We start from the raw sequence: 17,966 nt of genomic DNA, 5'->3' as shown, positions 1-17,966 counted from the left end.
GTACCACCTGAATTTTCCACTTAAAAAAAGTGGCTCGTAAAGAATACTATCATATTCTCTGCTTACGATAACGGGAGCTTCCGTCGAGAACTACTTACAAAGTGTTCGTTCTGCCTTTCATGAGTCCATTCACATGTTTCACAATACATACTTCCACCATCCGTATGCTCTCTATCATTGATTCGCGTGCTACTTCTCTCAATCACTAAGTTTGTTTGACCACATAATACCACACTAAAATCTAGTGTCAAGAATATTAATTTAATTCTGATAATGTTGATAAAATTTTCATCGTTCTGAATTGTCTTAAAATTGATACTTTTAGCTAAAAGTGATATCGTATATCTATAAAGGGAACATGATTAAACTTGTTCTTAACGACTGTTTTACATACTGTGATACTACTTTTGATTAGAAACTGATGGATTCGAAGATGAATCTTTTTTGTCTTTTTAGGAGGCTAATAATGATAAATAATTATAATGAAAAAGAACTTATCCAAGTCCAGCAAAACCAACGGTATATCTTAGAGAGGTTTCAAGACTTCTGTGAGATACATAATTTACATTATACTTTAGATTTTGGAACGATTCTTGGAAGTCTACGTCATCAAGGTTTTATACCTTGGGATGATGACATTGATGTCGCGATGCTACGTTCTGATTATGATCGCTTTTTAGAGATTGCAGGAAGACATATGACTCAAGATATTTTTGTACAGTCTTATGAAACAGACCCAGGATTTATTCACTGCTTTACACGATTACGTTTGGATGATTCTTTAGCACTTCAAGAAGATTGGAAGTATTTAGATTGTCATCATGGAATATTCATTGATGTATTTCCATATGACACAGTTCCTGAGGATGAAGAACTTAGAAAGAAACATCAGTCTGATATCTATCGTTATCAAGAATCAAAGCTTCATAAAGTGCGTTTGATGCGTGCTGATTATGGAAAGGTTGATTGGCGTGACTACCATGCGTATCCTTTAGCTATGTTGCCACTACACGTTATCAATAGAATTCAGACATCATTAATTTCAAAGTATAATGCAGGATTTAACGATGATGATACAGTTACACATATGACTCAAGGATTTAAATCATACATGAGTGATATTCGTACAGTCTATGAACACAATCATTCGGTACTTTCAGAGTTTGAAGGGAAGATGTATCCCATCCCTTTACACTCTGAAGAAATACTTACACGAATTTATGGTGATTTCATGACGTATCCTCCTAAAAAGGAAAGAGAACCGCATCATGATGTCATTAAATATCGTGTAAGAAAAGATATCTGTGAGAAGTATGATGAAATTGATAAGAAACGTAAGAAAGAGATGCTATAACAGCACCTCTTTTTTTCCGTAATAATGTGTCATTAGTGATACTACGATAGCACCAAATATCATGACAAAGGTTGAATAATAAATGTAGTTTGGATCAGGGAACAGATTCGCTAGTACAACAATCGCTCCAAGTCCTGCAATACGTCCTAAACTGACGTAGATTTCAAGACAAATAACGTTTGCAGTTACGTTGAAATTCTCGCTTTCTTCAGTAATCGACTTCATTTTAATCATGTTGAAGGGATTACTGTATAAAGGTGAACCAACGGTATTTAGGATACCAAATGCCATAGCTCCTAGGATATGTGTTGAGAAGGTTAAGAATACCATCGCAACGATTAACATAAGATTCCCGAGTTGATAGGCATACTTCATTTTGTTATGTGGGATATATCGAGCAACAATCTGATAACATACAATACTTAAAATAGACATTGCAGCATTAAAATATGATAACAGAGCACCTGAATTATCAAACAGTTGATAAATCAAGATACTACTTAATATAATCGTATAGGCTTCACGTAAACAGTTGAAGAACATAATCCATTTCTGATAAACCCAGCGTTTATTTTTACTTCGCATCAGTTTAATAACTGAGAAATCACGGGTTAGGTAATCAATTTCAAGCTGACTTCCTTGGAATGCAACGATTCCATAAATGAAGATAACAGCGATAAAGATTACAATATAACCCTGAATGTCGCTTGGTGCCATATTAATAATGAGTGATGATACAAGTGGAGCAACAATATTAGCCAGTCCATTCCATACTCCTAAGGAACTTAAGAATAGGTTACGAATATGTACACGTGCTACATTCTGGTTAAGCACGTTCATAATAAACCAATACAATCCCTCACCACTACCAATAATAACGCCAACAACATAAGCAAGCCACACCATAGTTGGGATACTTTCTCGTATTGTAAGCAACATAACGTATGCAAGAATAATCAAAATTAAACCAGCGGTTATAATTCGATTAATCTTCATTTTCTTGTTGAGATAGCCCCCAAGCCATGCAAATATAGGTATTGTGATATATCGACAACACGCATATAAAGCAGTTAATTCCAATGAGTTTGTGTAATTGAAGATAAAAACACTCACAAAGACATTACTCATGGAAGTACCAAAAGTATACAATGCATTCATTCGTACAACGTCACGTTCTACGGGTAAAAGCTCTTCCATATATACTATTCTCTCTCTCTTTTTTTGATAGTAGGTCCTTCTTCCGTACTACCTTATGTCCATTATAAAACATCTGTAAGCATTTACAAGGTTAAATGAAGACTATTTTAACAAATTGTATATATAAAAAGTACTGGACGGAATGTCCAGTACTTGGAGTGTTTAAAGTTCTCTCATACTTTCAATAATACTGAGTCGTTTGCTCTGTGATCGCAGAGTTATGAGGTTAATAGCAACCGCAACGGCAATAAAGATTAGAGCAATTAAATAAGATTTAATATCAAAACTAAATCTAAATAGTGAACTCTCAATTTGTGTAGATAGTACTAAGTAGAATACATATGAAACAACGGTCCCCAGTACTAAACCAAGTATTAATGGCTTAGAGAACTGAAACAGTGATTCATAAAGATACATTTGATTCATTTGTTTTTGTGTCATTCCAACAGATTGATATGATGCAATGGTACGCTTTCTCAAGTTAAAGTTTGTGATCGTGATATTGATCATGTTTAGTATTGAGACAGCTCCAATGAAGAAGAGTATGCTGGAAACAATTGTATGAATCGTATCGGCAATTTGACGACCTGATGCTTGCTCTTTAGCTAGATTTGAGAACCAGACATCGTTTGTGGAGATATCTAAGTCCTTCAATAACTGTTCTGTTGCATAAGGGTCTTTTGATTCGCTAAAAAGGTATGTTCCGTAATAATCGTGTGACATATGTTTATCGGCAGAACTATTTTCAATTCCAGCAATCAATCTTGCTCTAAGACTTTCTGGAACATAAACAGTAACGATGGGATAATTCGATATTGAAGGTGACAAATAGTCAGGGTACTCTTTGATAACACCATCGATATGAAACTCTTGAGAATAATTAATGAGTTCTATTTTTTTTGTAGTATCACTGTGTTCTAGTGTTTTAACTCCTGCTCTAATAGTGTTTCTATTCTGTAAATCTAAGATTGATCCGCTATATTTCTTACTTCCAACTTTATTCCCGTCAAGAAATTCCATTTCTCCATCGAAGTAATTGTAAATTAGTATCCCTGTCTCTTGATTACAATTGAGCTTATTAAGGGTGCATAAGTTCCTATAATCTTCATCGGATATTATAGAATAAGTCACATTTTCACTGATTTCTCTTGCTTCACCTCGTTTTGGTATCGATGGATCAGAGGGTATATCATTTAATTCACTATCGAGTATCGATGCCTTAAAATCTATACGGTAATGAGAATCTATGGTATTGGAGTCGCTAATTAGAGCATTCCTGATCAGTGGTTCATATTCCAAAGAGCTTTCGTAATTTCTTGCATGTATTGTTGCCTGAACATTAAAACTATAGTTCTGAGGACTAATTTGTGTCAGTGTCGAGGAAATGATTGATGATATCGCAATAAACATAGTGATCGAAACCACAAGTGTTGCTTGGATTCCACGAACTTTTGTCTGAGCATTTTTATTATTAATCTGCGCAATCTGAAGTGGTAGCGATATTTTTTGATTAAGTGTTTGTACCATCTTCTTTTTACGTTTACGTTTCTTTTCGGTGCGTCGTAGTGATTCTATAGAAGTTAATGAGAAGAGTCTTCTAATGGTTCGATTCATAGGGATTGTAGTCATCAATAATGATGAGACTGCAACAGCCACTAGACTCCACCACGGTAAGATTGCTGTAAAGTATAGATTTAGTCCAGCTTCATAAACTTCTTTGCTTATTTGAATCTGGTAGTTAATATATGCAGTTAATGCAGAGGCTATACCGAATCCAATAAGGCTTCCAAGGCTTGTACCAAGAATCGACAAAGTATAGCCTTCAATTCTTACGATTCTCTTAATCTGAGGCTTAGTAGCACCAACACTTCGTAAGAGTCCGTATGTTTGGATGTTTTGTTCAACTAGGATGTTGAAAGCGTTGAAAATGAGTGAGAAGGTTGCTGCAGAAAGAATGATAACTAAAAATAGAGTAGCACCTATCATTACTTTTTTAGTTGTGGTAAAGACTCTTTGCATTCCCTTATAGGTATTGAATTCTTCCGAGTAACGAACGCTGTAGTGTTTGACACCATTTTCATCTTCATATTGTTTAACTATGTCTGTGTTAAGACCTTTTTCAATATAGTCTTCAATGTTTTTTGTACCGTCTTTAAACTTTATATCGAGGTAATATGCATTATCGGTAGTGTTCATATCTAACACAGGAAGTGCCTTTGTACTACTATAGTAATAGGAACTGTTGTATTCAATAAATCCAACGATAGTTGCATTTCTAGCGAAAGTGACTACTCTGGTAGGTTCTTTTAATCCATCTTGAATATATTCCACAGAGTAAAGCTCGACAGTATCTCCAATTTCAATGTTACCTAACCTTTCACGATCGTAACTCGTGAGTACAACTTCGTTTTCATTTTTAGGGAGCCTTCCAGATGTCGGTTCGTTTTTGGCATACTTTGATGCTTTAACAGGTAAAAAATTCGCTTCTTCTAAAATGTCGAAACCTACGACATTAGTATAATCCTGATGCCCGCCTTCTGGTAGTTTAATAGACAATTGATAGTTAGTGGCTGTATATGCATCAACCACATCACGTCCAATACCATCAATGAATGATTCAATGTCATATACACCACTGACGCTCACATTGCTTTGGCGACTGTTTTCTAATGTTTCACGCTTCATTTCATTATAGAAACCAAACATGATTGATACGACCATGGTTGTTAGTGACACTGACAATGCTACTGATACGATTGTAAGTAAAGAACCACGTTTATTCTTAAAAATATTATTAAAGGCAAGTTTACGAATTAATTTCATCGTAAAACCTCATCTCTAAGTATTTTACCATCTTCGATATAGATAACTCGATCTGCTTGTTGAGCAATCGTTTCATCATGAGTGATAAGTAAAATAGTTTGGTTAAGACTTGTGTGTGATTCCTTAATTAGACGAATGATTTCTTGCGAGTTTGTTTGGTCAAGGTTTCCTGTTGGCTCATCTGCTAGGAGTAAAGTAGGACGATTCATTAAAGAACGGGCAATAGAAACACGTTGTTGTTGACCGCCAGATAACTGATTGGGAAGATGGGTAATACGATTTTCTAAATCAAGATTTTGAACAAGCATTTCATAATATTCTTGGTCAATTGGAGCACTATCCAATAAAACTGGCAACTTAATGTTGTCCTCAATATTGAGTGTTGGTATTAGGTTATAGAACTGGTAAATAAGACCAATGTGTCGTCTTCTAAAAATAGTAAGCTTTTCTTCATTTAAGTCATTGATGTCAACACCATCAATCTCAATAGAACCTGATGTTGGTGTATCGACACAACCTAAAATATGTAGGAGTGTTGATTTACCACTTCCACTGGGACCTACAATCGCAACAAACTCTCCTTTCTTGACGCTGAAAGAAACATCATCGAGAGCTTTCACGATATGTTCTCCTTGGGTATAATGTTTTGAAACATTTGTAACTGTTAATATATTCATACGATTCACCTCATGATTATCTTACGATACTTAAGTGATTCTAATTCTTACAGATTCATCACAATTGCGGTGTATTGGGGAAGGAGAAGACAAAAGTATTATCATCTTCTAAGCTAAGATTACCTCCCATTTGCTTCATTGTTTCTTGAGCAATGGATAAACCAATACCAATTGAATCGGGTCGTTTGTTCTGACCTGAATAAAATCGTTCAAAGAGGTGATCTCTATCCGTGGAATGAATGGCTTCTCCATCATCGGATATCTTGATTAGCGTTCGTAGTCCTGTGTAGGAAGTGTGTATAGTGATTTGTGATTGTGCATAGTAAATCTTATTTGTCATTACATTATTCAGTGCCTCAAGGGTGTGTTGAACGTCACAGTGAAGTGGATAATCATTTCCTATAATATGTAAGTTTAGATTATTATCACTTAACGAAGGAGCATTTACTGTTTTTAGTTGCTCCAGGAGGTGATGGGTAGAGTAGGGTTCATCTTTGAATTCAATAAGTTTTGCATCAAGTTTCGCAATGTGAAGAAGACTCTTCGTTAGATTCTCAAGCCGTTCTACTTGAGTCTTACTTTTGGATACTAAGGGGTCTTCTGGATCTTGAAGCTCATTAAGTATTAGAAGCGAAGTAATGGGTGTTTTTAGTTGATGGGATATGTTTTCTAATGATGTCTGCAGGAACAGTTTTTGATTCATTAAGTCATAGTTTGCGTTCTTTAATAAAATCATAGTCTTATGAAGCTCTGCTTGCAGTGTTTGTAACTCACCTTCATCATAAGCTGCTAAGTTGTAGTGATAGTCACCACGATTTAATTTTTGGAGAAATGTAAGCAATTTTTGAATCGATTCGGACCGTTTCTTTAAATAGTACCAAAATGAAACTAGGTATCCAAGAGCACCGATAAGAAGTCCTAAAAGTGGAATAAAGAAAAACGTAATTAAAGAAATTACGCTAGTAATAATAAGGTTTCGAATAAGTACGATAACGGCTTTATCAAAGGTGTGGCTCATGTTTTAGAAGGTATCCTTTCCCATGGATTGTTTCAAGTTGTATTGCATCTCCAAGTTTCTCACGCAAGCGTTTTATAGTAACTGAAAGGGCATTATCACTAATATGTTCATTAGTATCCCAAATGACAGTATTGAGCTCTTGTCGTGTGATAAGTTTATTGGTGTTACGAGCTAAGTATACAAGTATTTTAAACTCTTGAATGCTAAGTACAATATCTACATCATTTATCTGAACACTTAACTTTTCAGTGTCAATCGTAAGACAGCCAATACTGATGATGTTTGCACGAATTCTACGAGTAATTGCTTGAATTCTTCGACTCAGTTCAGATAAGCGGAATGGTTTCGTCATGTAGTCATCAGCGCCAATATCGAAAGCAGTGTTGATTGTTGCTTCGGAATCATTGGCAGTTACAAAAATAATTGGGGTGTTATGGTTTGATTTATACTCTTTTACTACTTCAAGTCCTGATCCATCGGGAAGATTAACATCAACAATAAGTAAATCATAGACATTCATAAAATATCGGTCTACTTCACGTACAGTGCTTGCTACATGTACATCATAACCAATCTGATTTAAGTGTCTTTTTATGCCATAAGCGATGGTTGTATCATCTTCGATAAGTAGTATTTTCATAAATACAGTATACCATGTAAATACTTTCTCAAATCTTAAAGTTTTCAAAAGAAAAAGCTAACAGGGGTTAGTCTGTTAGCTTAGCACGGTAATAAATTGCATGGGTTTTTATCTCAGTAAGACGAGATTTCAGAAGTTCTTCAACAGTTACAAGCTTGTATCCTTCGTTTACAAGGTCCTCTACAAAACAGTCTAAAGCGTCAGCGCTTGATTTGTAAATATCATGCATGAGAACAATGGATCCATCAAATACATGATCTTTAACAACAGAACATATTTTCGAAGCGTCCTTATCATGCCAATCATAGGAGTCAACGGTCCAGTTTACAAAGGTATGATCGTTATTCTTGAGTACTTCTTCGTTGGCATTACCATAAGGTGGTCGAATCATAATTTTAGATTCAAGTCCTGTTGCTCGTTTGATTTCTTGGTTTGTTTCAAAGATTTGACTTGCAACGACTTCTTGATCGTTAGCGTTGAAATTCTTATGGGAGAAGCTGTGGTTTGCGAGTTGATGTCCAGAGTCTAGAGAACGACGTAATAGTGCTTCCTGACCTGCTATACGACTTCCTAACATAAAGAAAGTTCCTTTAGCATTATGCTTATCCAAGGTATCTAACACTTGCTTTGTATAAGCATAGTGTGGTCCATCATCGAAAGTTAAAGCTACAAGTTTTTCTTTTGGATCGGTACCTTTATCAAGATAGACAGAAGGGATGTCTTCTCCATTAGAATCACTAAAGTAATTTGCAAGCTCAGAGCGATTATAATCATATCGTTTTTGATTTACTACAAAGGTTATAATATCTTGTGACATTGCCCAGTCTTTGGCTTCGTTCATATCAGTAGCGTGTAAGAATGGAATATCGTTGTTTTTGTATCCGATGCTGGTACGTAAATCGTATGAAAGTTTACGTGCACCACGTTGGTTTAAGAATGCTATTGGACTAGAAAATTCTTGTGTATCCAGATTAAGAACACGTCCTTCATGTGCAATGATTTCTTCGTTTTTAGAAATTGTGAAGAGTACGGAAACGTTGGTATCATTAACTTGGTACGATTCATAATCAATTAAGATCTCTTCCTTGTTCTCAGGTGTTGATTGTGGTCTGTATTTTTTATCGATTTCTTCTATGTATGAATCCATTGCATCACCCTTAATTTTTGGGTAATGGAATACATAAGTAAGCTTATCGTCTTTAAATTTATCGGTACGATGTGAACCAACTTGTTTAATGTCCTCATTAACTTTTGTCATATATTTAGGATAACTAGGTTTTAATAATCTTGTGACTAAAAGTCCTACGACAAGTACTGCTAATAATGATCCTAAAACTACTAGCAATTGGTATTTTTTATTCAGTTTGTTCATCATTGTATCATCTCCGCTATTACTGTAACATTATTGTAATACAAAGACATTCTGTGTGCACAATAATTTTGAAAATAGTTTGTTAAAAAGTAGAAATGATTAACAAATTACAAGAATCATTAGAACAATGTGAGGAAACTTTATTGAATGTTAGTTTTGTGGATTGACAATTAACGACTTATGAGAATAAAATAAGATGTATTGTGCAATTCGCTAGATAAAAAACAAAAGATATTCACAAACTCTTGTATTTAATTGAAAAATTGATAATATAATAGTGTACTATGGAGGTAATTATGAAAACAACAATCGTATACGCGCATCCTTGGGATGGTAGTTTTAATCACAGTATCTTAGAAGATACAAAAGCAGCATTGATTGCAAAAAATCATGATGTCGATGTTATTGATTTGCATGCCGATAATTTTGATCCAGTTATGAGACCGGCAGACTTAAGAGTATTTGGACGTGGAGAATACCATGATGAACTAGCATTAGATTATAAAAATCGTTTACAAGCTAGTGACGAAGTAATCTTCATTTTCCCAATTTGGTGGTATGGACTTCCAGCAATTCTAAAAGGTTTCTTCGACAAAGTTATGCTTAAAGGTCATACATACAGCGAAGATGAAGACCACAATTTAGTGGGATTACTTGATGTAAGTAAAGCAGCAGTCTTTACAACAGCTAACATCAATAAAGAAATCTTCGGATACCTTGGAGACCCAATTCAAAATGCATTAATCTCAGGACTCTTCAAAACAGTAGGCATCAACAATGTTACATGGATTCACTGTCCTACAGTTCACTTAGAAGAATCACGAAATAACTTCAAACAAGAAATCAAAGAATACTTAGCTAAGTAAATGAAAAACGAACCTCTCGATAAATTCTAAGGGTTCGTTCTTTTTTTGCGAAAATTTATTGCGATTATAATTGCTACGATACTAATACCTAACATATTGCATGCCATATCTTTAATCGTATCAAAGAGAACATCACGTTCCGATAAACCTAAATAACGCTGCATGTTTAAGTTCATTAAACCATCAAAGATATACTCGTAAAACTCCCAAAACACACCCAGGGTCATTGAGACAGTGGTAGATGTAAGTAAGAGCAATCGCTCTGATACCTTAGATTTACTATATACAGGTAGTAATATCTCGTATGAGACAAGCGTTAGTAATCCACCACTATAGATATGAAGCATTGAATCAAAATGATCCCATTTATAGTAAAACCCATAGGTTTCTCCTAAATATAAAGTGAAGAATATAAAGAGAAAGTATAGAGTTATGGATGTGTTAGATAATCTCTTCAGTAATGATGAGCGGAAAACCAAAGGCACAATGATTAATAATATTCCAATCACAAACTTTATATTAGATAAGGGTACAAATTTACTGTAGAGTAGTGAATTAATTAGGTTAATACCAAATAAAGCTACAATTAGAATTGCAGAGCTGTACATTATTGTTTTAGATGTTGATTTCATTTTATCCCTCAATTCATGACATCATATGATATAGTTTAGTACTTTCTAAAAAAAATACAATCTTATTGAAAGTAAATGAAGTGTATTTGCGTTTTTACTTTACATTTGGGGAGATTATGTATAAAATAGTAAAGCAATGGAGGTTTAGCTCAGTTGGGAGAGCATCTGCCTTACAAGCAGAGGGTCAGCGGTTCGAGCCCGTTAACCTCCACCATTAAAAGATAAACTAGAAAACCACAAGACGTGGTTTTTTTTGTTGTCCATTAGAAATTGATGCACAGCATTGTGTTCCAAATGGAAGGTGCTATGATTAAGAGGAATGGATACTTATATAAGAGTATATTAGTATGAAAGAATCAACTTGAGAGACTTCATTGAAAGAAAATATAATCAATATTAAAATTAATTTTATACCGTAAATTATAATGCAGGAATGTAGCTTAGGTTTTGGTAAAATCAAATAAATGGAAGGGGAATTCGGAATGCTCGAAATAATTGATGCTAGTATTTATGGATTTATTGTGGGAGATGCATTAGGAGTTCCTGTTGAATTTATTGATAGAAAGAAACTGATTGACAATCCCGTTGTAGACATGATGGAATATGGAACTCATAATGTTCCAAAAGGATCGTGGTCTGATGATACGGCGATGATGCTCGCTACCATGGATGCTTTTAAAGAATTTGATAATAACGAAATTGATTATTCAATGATCATGGATAATTTTCTATTATGGATTGATCATGGTAAGTACTCCTCTACAGACAAAGGATGGGGAATAGGTCGGGGCACTTTATTAAGTGTTGCTGCTTATCATCGAGGAATTCCGCTATCAGAATGTGGCGAAAATGACTTTAAGAAGAATGGCAACGGTAGCCTTATGAGAATACTTCCGATGGTTTTATATTGTCATTATAATAACTTAAATGACAAACAAACTTTGGAAGTAATAAAGAAAACATCACAATTAACGCATGCTCACGAAATCAGTGTAGTTGCTTGTTTTCTGTACACACGATTCTTTAGGGCGGTACTGGATACAAAAGATATAATCCAATCATATGAATACATGAAAAGTACACCAATTTCATTTGATTCAATGGACTCAAAAGAGGTCTTTCAAAGAATTTTAGATAGTGATATTGGGTCATATCCTGTTGATGAAATGCAATCTTCTGGCTATGTGATTCACACCTTAGAAGCAGTGTTATGGGTTCTATTGAATAGTGACAATTACAAAAATGCACTCCTAAAAGCAGTTAATCTTGGTCAAGATACTGATACGATTGCTGCATTAGTTGGTGCAGTAGCGGCTGTAATTTATGGAATAGAAGACATACCTACGGATTGGATATTGAATATAAGAAAAAGAGATTTGCTTGAAACAATTCTTCAGGAGTTTAAACAAAACTTAATTGAGAATAAAAGGTAAATATCAAGGTGCTTTTTGAAATTTCTAGTTCAAGGGTACCAAATAGAAAATATTACTTCTATCAATACATTGTAGTAGGCTAAATATGTACCCGCAACTAAAAGGTTCTTTGTAGTTTATATGAAATCTGCTATATTTTATTCAGGAGGGAAGTCTATGATAATCAATAAGCAAATAAAGAAATATCGGGAGATTAACAATTGGAGTCAGGATAATCTTGCGGAGAAAATGAATATTAGTAGACAGTCGATATCTAAATGGGAAAGAGGAGAAGCATTGCCTTCTATTGAGAACCTAATTCGACTAAGTGAGATATTAGAGATGCCTTTAGATCTATTGGTAAATGGATCCGACTCTATAGACTATCCTATTGTTTTTGGTAAAGCTAAGTCTAAACTCCCATTTTGGTTTGTAACTGCTGTTCTCTTACTTGTCTCAATTATTACGTATCTTAATACTAACAGTATTATTGGAGCTATCTTGTTCTTAATAGTGGGAGTTGGATTTGTCTCAGTTATTACTTTCTTTGATTATAATAAATACTATAATTACTTTATTGTGGATAACTATGGAATCAGAGTCTATGATGGAACAAAAGTAAAAATCCTGGCAATATTAAAAGCTGTCTTTAACATTAGAAAAGAAACTCTAATTCATTATTCATCAATCAACGCAGTTGAAATATACTTTAACAACAGAGGCTTTAACCCTGAAAGTAGTGAAGCCTTAAATTATCGAAAACGACAAATATATATAATTAGAGAAAAGTTCTCTATGTTTGTCTACACAGATGATAAAACATATGATTTAAGTCTTGATCCTTTGTTTTACCATTACGATAGTGACTTTGAAGTCTTTCCAAAAATTATTGAGATTCTTCAGAACAAAGATATAAAGATAATTGATGATTTTAATGTTGTAAAGGCAATAAAAGCCGAAGAAGATCTTATTAATGCTGCTTATGAGAGTGAAAGAAAAGGGAATATAGCTTAATTTATAATAGTAAAAATGCTAAAAGCGATAGCTCAATGTGAGTCATCGCTTTTATTATGAGAAAAGATAAGTGTTAAATTTGGAAAGATTATCAATACAAGAAGTTTAACCGAAGTGAAAGATATGATGCTCTTTGATATAATTTGATTAAGAAACAATACAATGATACCTCAAAACAAAATAGTTGTAAGAGTTCTGAATGTAAAGTTAGTAATAATCAAGGAGAAGTGATACATGGATATAGTGTGACTTACGAAGAATAAAAACAAAGGAGAGAAGAATGTATGAATGAAAAAACAAATGTATCAAACAATAAAAAAATTATTGCTGGAGTTGGAATAGTATTGGCGGTAGTGCTAGGAATTGTTGTCTGGAAGTTTTCAAGTCCAAAACAAGAAAAACCAGTAGAGGAACCAGTTATCGTTTTTAACGAGAATATTGTCTTTGAATTAGGTGAGGAAATACAAAAAGAAGCGTTAAGTACTCAAATAATTAATAAGAGCCAATCAAAATTTGATGAAGTGCTTAGTTTTGAAGGCATTGATACATCATCGGTAACTGTTAGTTCTCCAGTAAATGAGAATGAACAATCATACTCTGTTTCAATCGACAATCAATCTGGATATGCTACAGAACTTAATAACAATCTATTTACTGTTGACGATGGTACGAATAAGAAGACTTACGATTTAAGCAAATTTCCAAATATCGAAATATTACTAACTGCTGACGGTAATATAGTAGAGAAAACTACAAACAAGAACCTTGATGAATTCTTGAAAGTAGATGCTGCAGTTGACAATAAACCACGTAAAGCTAGCGTTAAAGTTAAATTTGGAAAGACTGAGAAGACCTTCGAATTTAGCTACGACGTTAAAGATACCAGGTCTTAGTTTCGTTTATGCAAATAACAAAAGAGCCGTAAGGCTCTTTTGTGTTTATATACTGATGGTAAGATATTAATTAAACACCGTATATTTTCCCAATAGGCATAGAGAACATAAATGCTATGTTGGGGATTTTCTCAGCGTCAATATATGATTGAACCATATCCGTTACATTTTCTAATAGTTCATCATTATGAATAACTGTAAAGATTGTTTTTGAATACGGATGATCACGGTCAAAGAATGCTTTCAATGTTCCAAACATTGGTACATCATCATTGTTACCTGTTGCGATCACAGAGCCCATTCCTTGTGAATCAAGAATTGTTGCCCCTTTGACTCCTGCCTTTAACATGATGGCAAGAACATCATCAAGCTTATCAATACGATTTAAAACGATAAAGAGTACATGCATAGGTTTTTCCTCCTTACGAATTTGGTATTTCACCAGCACGTGTTATTGCTACTTTTGCAAGAATTGGTCCTGCAATTTCAAAAACTAAAACTGAGAATAAAATAAGGGTTACAATTGCTTCACTGAACTGTGGTAACTGTTGTGAGACAACCAAGGATAATCCGATAGAAATTCCTCCTTGAGGCAATAATGCCCAACCAAGGTATTTCTTTACAACGGGATCACTTTTCGCAACAATTGCTCCAAGTGTTGTTCCAAAAACCTTCCCTACAAGACGTGCCGTTACATATCCAAGCCCCAACAAACCAATTTGACCTAAGATACCAAAGTTAATACTTGTTCCTGCAAAGGCAAAGAAGAGGACATTAAACGGTGTCATAAAGTTATTGATTGTAGTAAAAGCTCTAACTGCTTGACTGCTTACGTTAATATAAACAGCACCCATCATCATTGCAGTTAATAATGAACTTAAGGATAGAAGTGGAGCTAGTCCAGCACACATTAAGATAAAGACTAGAAGAATAAAGAGTTGTTCTTCTGAAGTAGAAACCTTTTGAGTAATCTTGCTAAGAATAAGTCCTAATATTCCACCAACAAATAATGATGCGAATATTTCAATAAATGGTGACATTACTTGGAAAACAATAGACCCATCGACAAGCCCTAATGTTGCTTTCGCAAGCGATAGAGCCAGCCCGAAGACCATAATCCCTAAAGCATCATCAAGTGCAGCTACTGGTAATATTGTATCACTCATTTTACCACGTGCACGATATTGACGAATAACCATCATGGTTCCAGCTGGAGCCGTAGCGGCAGCCATGGATGCAACCATGATGCTAAAGACAAAGTCTTGATTAAAGATAAAGTACATCATTCCAAATACAATTGAAACGGCACCTAAGACTTCAAAGACAGTAATAATAAAGATTTCTTTTCCTAGTTTCTTTATGGTAGAGATGAGGAACTCACCTCCAATATTAAATGCAATTGCAGATAATGTAAATTCATTTACGAAACTTATGATAGAAGAATCCTGGCTTGTAACGACATTCAAGACCGACGGACCTAGGAAAATTCCTCCAATTAAGTAACCAGTAACACTTGGTAGATTAAACTTTCGAGCAACCTTCCCACCAAAAGCCCCCAAAAGTAACACACTCGCTATTTTCAGATAAATATTCAATGTAAACCCTCCATATCTTCAATAGCATACGCACATCTTCGACTAAAGTCAAAAAAATATCCAAAGTAAACTGTATATTTCGGAATATACTGTGATTAAAAATACTGTGTCTATTAGTTAAGAAGATAGAAATCATGATATAATTTAGGCATGCAAATCTGTTAAGGAGGGTGATGAAAGTGAGCTTATTGCATTATGAACATAAAAGATTCATTAATAAAGCAGAAGACTATATTAACGATCATTTAGACTCTGCAATTACACTTGATGATATTGCTAAATCTATTGGTGTATCTAAGTTTTACTTTCATAGACTCTTTAAAGACCAGTGTGAGGAAACGCTTAATCAGTATATCGTAAGAATCAAAATGGAACGATCAGCTATTTTTCTTCTCGTACATAAGGACATCACGATTGCAAAGATTGCGCAAGGCTATGGTTACAATGACTCGAGTAGCTATATTCGGGCATTTAAACGCGTTCATGGGATTACTCCTGATGAGTATCGAAAAGCAAGAATAGACAATACAAGTATCTAAAAATGAGGTATCTTTAAATTAAAGGAGACATAATTATGGAAAATCCAATAATCACTAAAGAACATGTACGAATGAAAGTTATTTATATACGATTTCAAGGAACCTATTTAGAGTTTCGAAAGAATAGTAGAAAGATGTTTAATCGTTTATTTTCGTTTGCTGAGAAAAATAATCTAGTAGACGAAAGTTTCACCAAGGTATTAACGATTTATCATGACAATCCTTATATAACAGAGGATACCAATTTACGAACAAGTGTTGCGATGACAGTGCCCCTTGATGCAAGTATTGAAGAACAAGAGGATATAAGCGTGCTAGAGTTTTCGGGAAACTATGCAATCCTACAGTACGAACTGAAGCTCAATGAATATGATAAAGCTTGGAACGAAACGTACCACAAGTGGATCTTCCCCGATAAGACCTTACGTTTAAGGGATACCTTTCCTTTTGAAATGTATGTAAGCGAACCACCACGAAATATGAAGACATCAAGTACTACATCGATCTTCATTCCTATTGAATAAATTAAAGGAGGTATCATCACGATACCTCCTGTTCTATTGGTCGTATTCATAGAGACGGTAGGTCTCAATAATTTCTATAAGCTTTGGTGCGTATCCTGGATCTGTTTCATATCCTGCATTCATAATTGCAGTTGCTTGATCACGATAATTACTAATTTGAATAACGTGCTTATACCTATTGTTGTTTATGAGTGTTATGTAATCTTTCACTGAATCATGAAGTGATGGGTATTTACGAAAGGGAGCTTGGATTGTTATCCACTCACCATGCTTAACTTCTTGTGTTTCTACAGATACAAAATCACCTTGAAATGATCCTTTAATTCCAAAATAATTATTAGCATCTTGAGTTAGTTGACTTTGTCCCCATTGTGATTCCAAAATAGCTTGAGCAATAATAACACTTTTATAGGGGCGTTTATCCTCATAACTAGCATCAATTGCTAAAGACACACTTTCAATGAATTCTTGTTTTGGATCAGCAGTTTGTGGTTTCTCAAGATGTACTACTGCTGCAATCAGTAAAACAAATGCAATTAAGAAGAATGGAAATGCTTTATTCTTCATCAAGTTGTGTTAAGAGACGAGGACCATCTTTTGTGATTACAAGAGTATGCTCGTATTGACAGGATAGAGATCCATCAGTAGTTCTTGCAGTCCACTGATTACTGTCTATTGTACAAAAACCATTTCCTTGGTTAACGATAGGTTCAATTGTAATAACAAGTCCTTCACGAAGACGAACGCCTTTACCGTATTCACCAGTAAAAGGAACTGCTGGAGCTTCATGGATTGTTGGTCCAAGACCGTGTCCACTAAAATCGACGGCCATTGTATAACCGTACTTTTTAATGTGTTCATCCATAACAGCACCAATATCACCTGTACGTTTTCCAACTTGTGCTTGTTCAATACCTAAGAAAAGAGCTTCCTTAGTAACACGCATGAGTTGCTCAACCTCATCACTTGCTTCTTCGACAGCATATGCCCAGCAAGAGTCAGAGAGGAATCCTTTTAAATCAACACAGAAGTCAACCTTCACAAGGTCACCTTTCTTAAGTACTTGATCTGTAGGGAAACCATGACACATTTCATCGTTAACACTAACACAAGTTGCATAAGGATAATTGTTGTAACCTTTTTGGGGAGCAGTCGCTCCGTTTGCTTCAATAATACTTTGAACATAATCGTTAATTTCCATGGTTGTTATCCCTGGTTTAATGTAAGTTTGGAGTTTTTTATGAATGGATGCAAGCAGTTGTCCTGATTCATACATACCATCAATTTCACGTTGTGATTTTAAACTAATCATAATGCACCTCAATTTCTATAAAACTATTCTATCATAATAGGTGGTTCTATGTTGAAAACTTGGTATAATAATAACTGTCTTAGAAATGGAGGACACAT

Annotated in this window: 18 protein-coding genes, 1 tRNA gene and 1 other annotated feature (1 of these 20 cut by a window edge); of the genes, 8 read left to right on the top strand and 11 right to left on the bottom strand. The window is 34.5% G+C overall.

What is annotated here, in order from left to right:
• Positions 1 to 215, bottom strand: a binding site (T-box leader) (it extends 20 nt beyond the left edge of the window).
• A gap of 251 nt (positions 216 to 466) precedes the next feature.
• Positions 467 to 1,354: a phosphorylcholine transferase LicD gene (locus tag G7059_RS09290; protein ID WP_166081819.1), complete on the top strand. Its 888-nt coding sequence runs from the start codon at positions 467 to 469 to the stop codon at positions 1,352 to 1,354.
• On the opposite strand, the gene G7059_RS09285 is transcribed toward G7059_RS09290, so the two are convergent.
• The 6 genes from G7059_RS09285 to G7059_RS09260 all read right to left on the bottom strand — a co-directional run bounded on the left by G7059_RS09285 (position 1,349) and on the right by G7059_RS09260 (position 9,084).
• Entirely contained in the window at positions 1,349 to 2,551 is a 1,203-nt protein-coding gene (locus tag G7059_RS09285; RefSeq protein WP_166081818.1) for an MFS transporter, read from the bottom strand. The two genes, G7059_RS09290 and G7059_RS09285, sit on opposite strands and share 6 nt — an antisense overlap.
• A gap of 162 nt (positions 2,552 to 2,713) precedes the next feature.
• The gene (locus tag G7059_RS09280; RefSeq protein ID WP_166081817.1) at positions 2,714 to 5,374 is read right to left on the bottom strand and encodes an FtsX-like permease family protein; all 2,661 of its coding nucleotides are present in this window, start codon (positions 5,372 to 5,374) and stop codon (positions 2,714 to 2,716) included.
• Positions 5,371 to 6,051, bottom strand: coding sequence for an ABC transporter ATP-binding protein (locus G7059_RS09275; RefSeq protein WP_166081816.1), 681 nt, complete (start codon positions 6,049 to 6,051; stop codon positions 5,371 to 5,373). The genes G7059_RS09280 and G7059_RS09275 overlap by 4 nt, the downstream gene beginning before the upstream one ends.
• A gap of 58 nt (positions 6,052 to 6,109) precedes the next feature.
• On the bottom strand, positions 6,110 to 7,069 hold the full coding sequence (locus G7059_RS09270; protein WP_166081815.1) for a sensor histidine kinase KdpD: 960 nt from the start codon (positions 7,067 to 7,069) through the stop codon (positions 6,110 to 6,112).
• Positions 7,053 to 7,709: a response regulator transcription factor gene (locus G7059_RS09265; protein WP_166081814.1), complete on the bottom strand. Its 657-nt coding sequence runs from the start codon at positions 7,707 to 7,709 to the stop codon at positions 7,053 to 7,055. The genes G7059_RS09270 and G7059_RS09265 overlap by 17 nt, the downstream gene beginning before the upstream one ends.
• A gap of 67 nt (positions 7,710 to 7,776) precedes the next feature.
• Positions 7,777 to 9,084, bottom strand: a complete 1,308-nt coding sequence (locus tag G7059_RS09260) for a polysaccharide deacetylase family protein (protein WP_166081813.1) — start codon at positions 9,082 to 9,084, stop codon at positions 7,777 to 7,779.
• A 293-nt stretch (positions 9,085 to 9,377) separates the two neighbouring features.
• Between G7059_RS09260 and G7059_RS09255 the strand changes: the two genes are divergently transcribed.
• Positions 9,378 to 9,947 (top strand): NAD(P)H-dependent oxidoreductase, encoded by a 570-nt coding sequence (locus tag G7059_RS09255; protein WP_166081812.1) that lies wholly within the window; start codon positions 9,378 to 9,380, stop codon positions 9,945 to 9,947.
• A 26-nt stretch (positions 9,948 to 9,973) separates the two neighbouring features.
• Here G7059_RS09255 and G7059_RS09250 read toward each other — a convergent pair whose 3' ends face one another.
• Positions 9,974 to 10,579 carry a DUF2238 domain-containing protein gene (locus G7059_RS09250; protein WP_166081811.1) on the bottom strand — a complete coding sequence of 202 codons (606 nt, stop codon included), beginning with the start codon at positions 10,577 to 10,579 and terminating at the stop codon, positions 9,974 to 9,976.
• A 138-nt stretch (positions 10,580 to 10,717) separates the two neighbouring features.
• Here G7059_RS09250 and G7059_RS09245 point away from each other — a divergent pair.
• From G7059_RS09245 to G7059_RS09230, 4 genes are all read left to right on the top strand, one after another.
• Positions 10,718 to 10,793: transfer RNA gene (locus tag G7059_RS09245), tRNA-Val, on the top strand.
• Between the two features lie 268 nt (positions 10,794 to 11,061).
• A complete protein-coding gene (locus tag G7059_RS09240; protein WP_166081810.1) occupies positions 11,062 to 12,012 on the top strand; it encodes an ADP-ribosylglycohydrolase family protein in 951 nt (316 codons plus the stop codon).
• A 156-nt stretch (positions 12,013 to 12,168) separates the two neighbouring features.
• Positions 12,169 to 13,005 (top strand): helix-turn-helix domain-containing protein, encoded by an 837-nt coding sequence (locus tag G7059_RS09235; protein WP_166081809.1) that lies wholly within the window; start codon positions 12,169 to 12,171, stop codon positions 13,003 to 13,005.
• A gap of 284 nt (positions 13,006 to 13,289) precedes the next feature.
• Positions 13,290 to 13,898, top strand: coding sequence for a hypothetical protein (locus tag G7059_RS09230; RefSeq protein WP_166081808.1), 609 nt, complete (start codon positions 13,290 to 13,292; stop codon positions 13,896 to 13,898).
• A 70-nt stretch (positions 13,899 to 13,968) separates the two neighbouring features.
• On the opposite strand, the gene G7059_RS09225 is transcribed toward G7059_RS09230, so the two are convergent.
• Together G7059_RS09225 and G7059_RS09220 are read right to left on the bottom strand one after the other, a co-directional pair.
• On the bottom strand, positions 13,969 to 14,307 hold the full coding sequence (locus tag G7059_RS09225; protein ID WP_166081806.1) for a hypothetical protein: 339 nt from the start codon (positions 14,305 to 14,307) through the stop codon (positions 13,969 to 13,971).
• A 13-nt stretch (positions 14,308 to 14,320) separates the two neighbouring features.
• Positions 14,321 to 15,493, bottom strand: a complete 1,173-nt coding sequence (locus G7059_RS09220) for a cation:proton antiporter (protein WP_166081805.1) — start codon at positions 15,491 to 15,493, stop codon at positions 14,321 to 14,323.
• A gap of 179 nt (positions 15,494 to 15,672) precedes the next feature.
• Here G7059_RS09220 and G7059_RS09215 point away from each other — a divergent pair, with 179 nt between their 5' ends.
• A complete protein-coding gene (locus G7059_RS09215) occupies positions 15,673 to 16,032 on the top strand; it encodes a helix-turn-helix transcriptional regulator (protein WP_205700208.1) in 360 nt (119 codons plus the stop codon).
• A 35-nt stretch (positions 16,033 to 16,067) separates the two neighbouring features.
• Positions 16,068 to 16,556, top strand: a complete 489-nt coding sequence (locus tag G7059_RS09210) for a GyrI-like domain-containing protein (RefSeq protein ID WP_205700207.1) — start codon at positions 16,068 to 16,070, stop codon at positions 16,554 to 16,556.
• A 33-nt stretch (positions 16,557 to 16,589) separates the two neighbouring features.
• Here G7059_RS09210 and G7059_RS09205 read toward each other — a convergent pair whose 3' ends face one another.
• Positions 16,590 to 17,123, bottom strand: a complete 534-nt coding sequence (locus tag G7059_RS09205; RefSeq protein ID WP_166081803.1) for a glycoside hydrolase family 73 protein — start codon at positions 17,121 to 17,123, stop codon at positions 16,590 to 16,592.
• Entirely contained in the window at positions 17,113 to 17,868 is a 756-nt protein-coding gene (gene map, locus G7059_RS09200; RefSeq protein WP_166081802.1) for a type I methionyl aminopeptidase, read from the bottom strand. Before map ends, G7059_RS09205 begins: the two co-directional genes overlap by 11 nt.
• Positions 17,869 to 17,966: the final 98 nt, after the last annotated feature.

It is taken from the genome of Erysipelothrix sp. HDW6A (assembly GCF_011400295.1).
Lineage (GTDB): Bacteria > Bacillota_I > Bacilli_A > Erysipelotrichales > Erysipelotrichaceae > Erysipelothrix.
The sequence above is the reverse complement of the archived record's forward strand: the minus strand, read 5'-3'. Positions and strand labels throughout refer to the sequence as shown.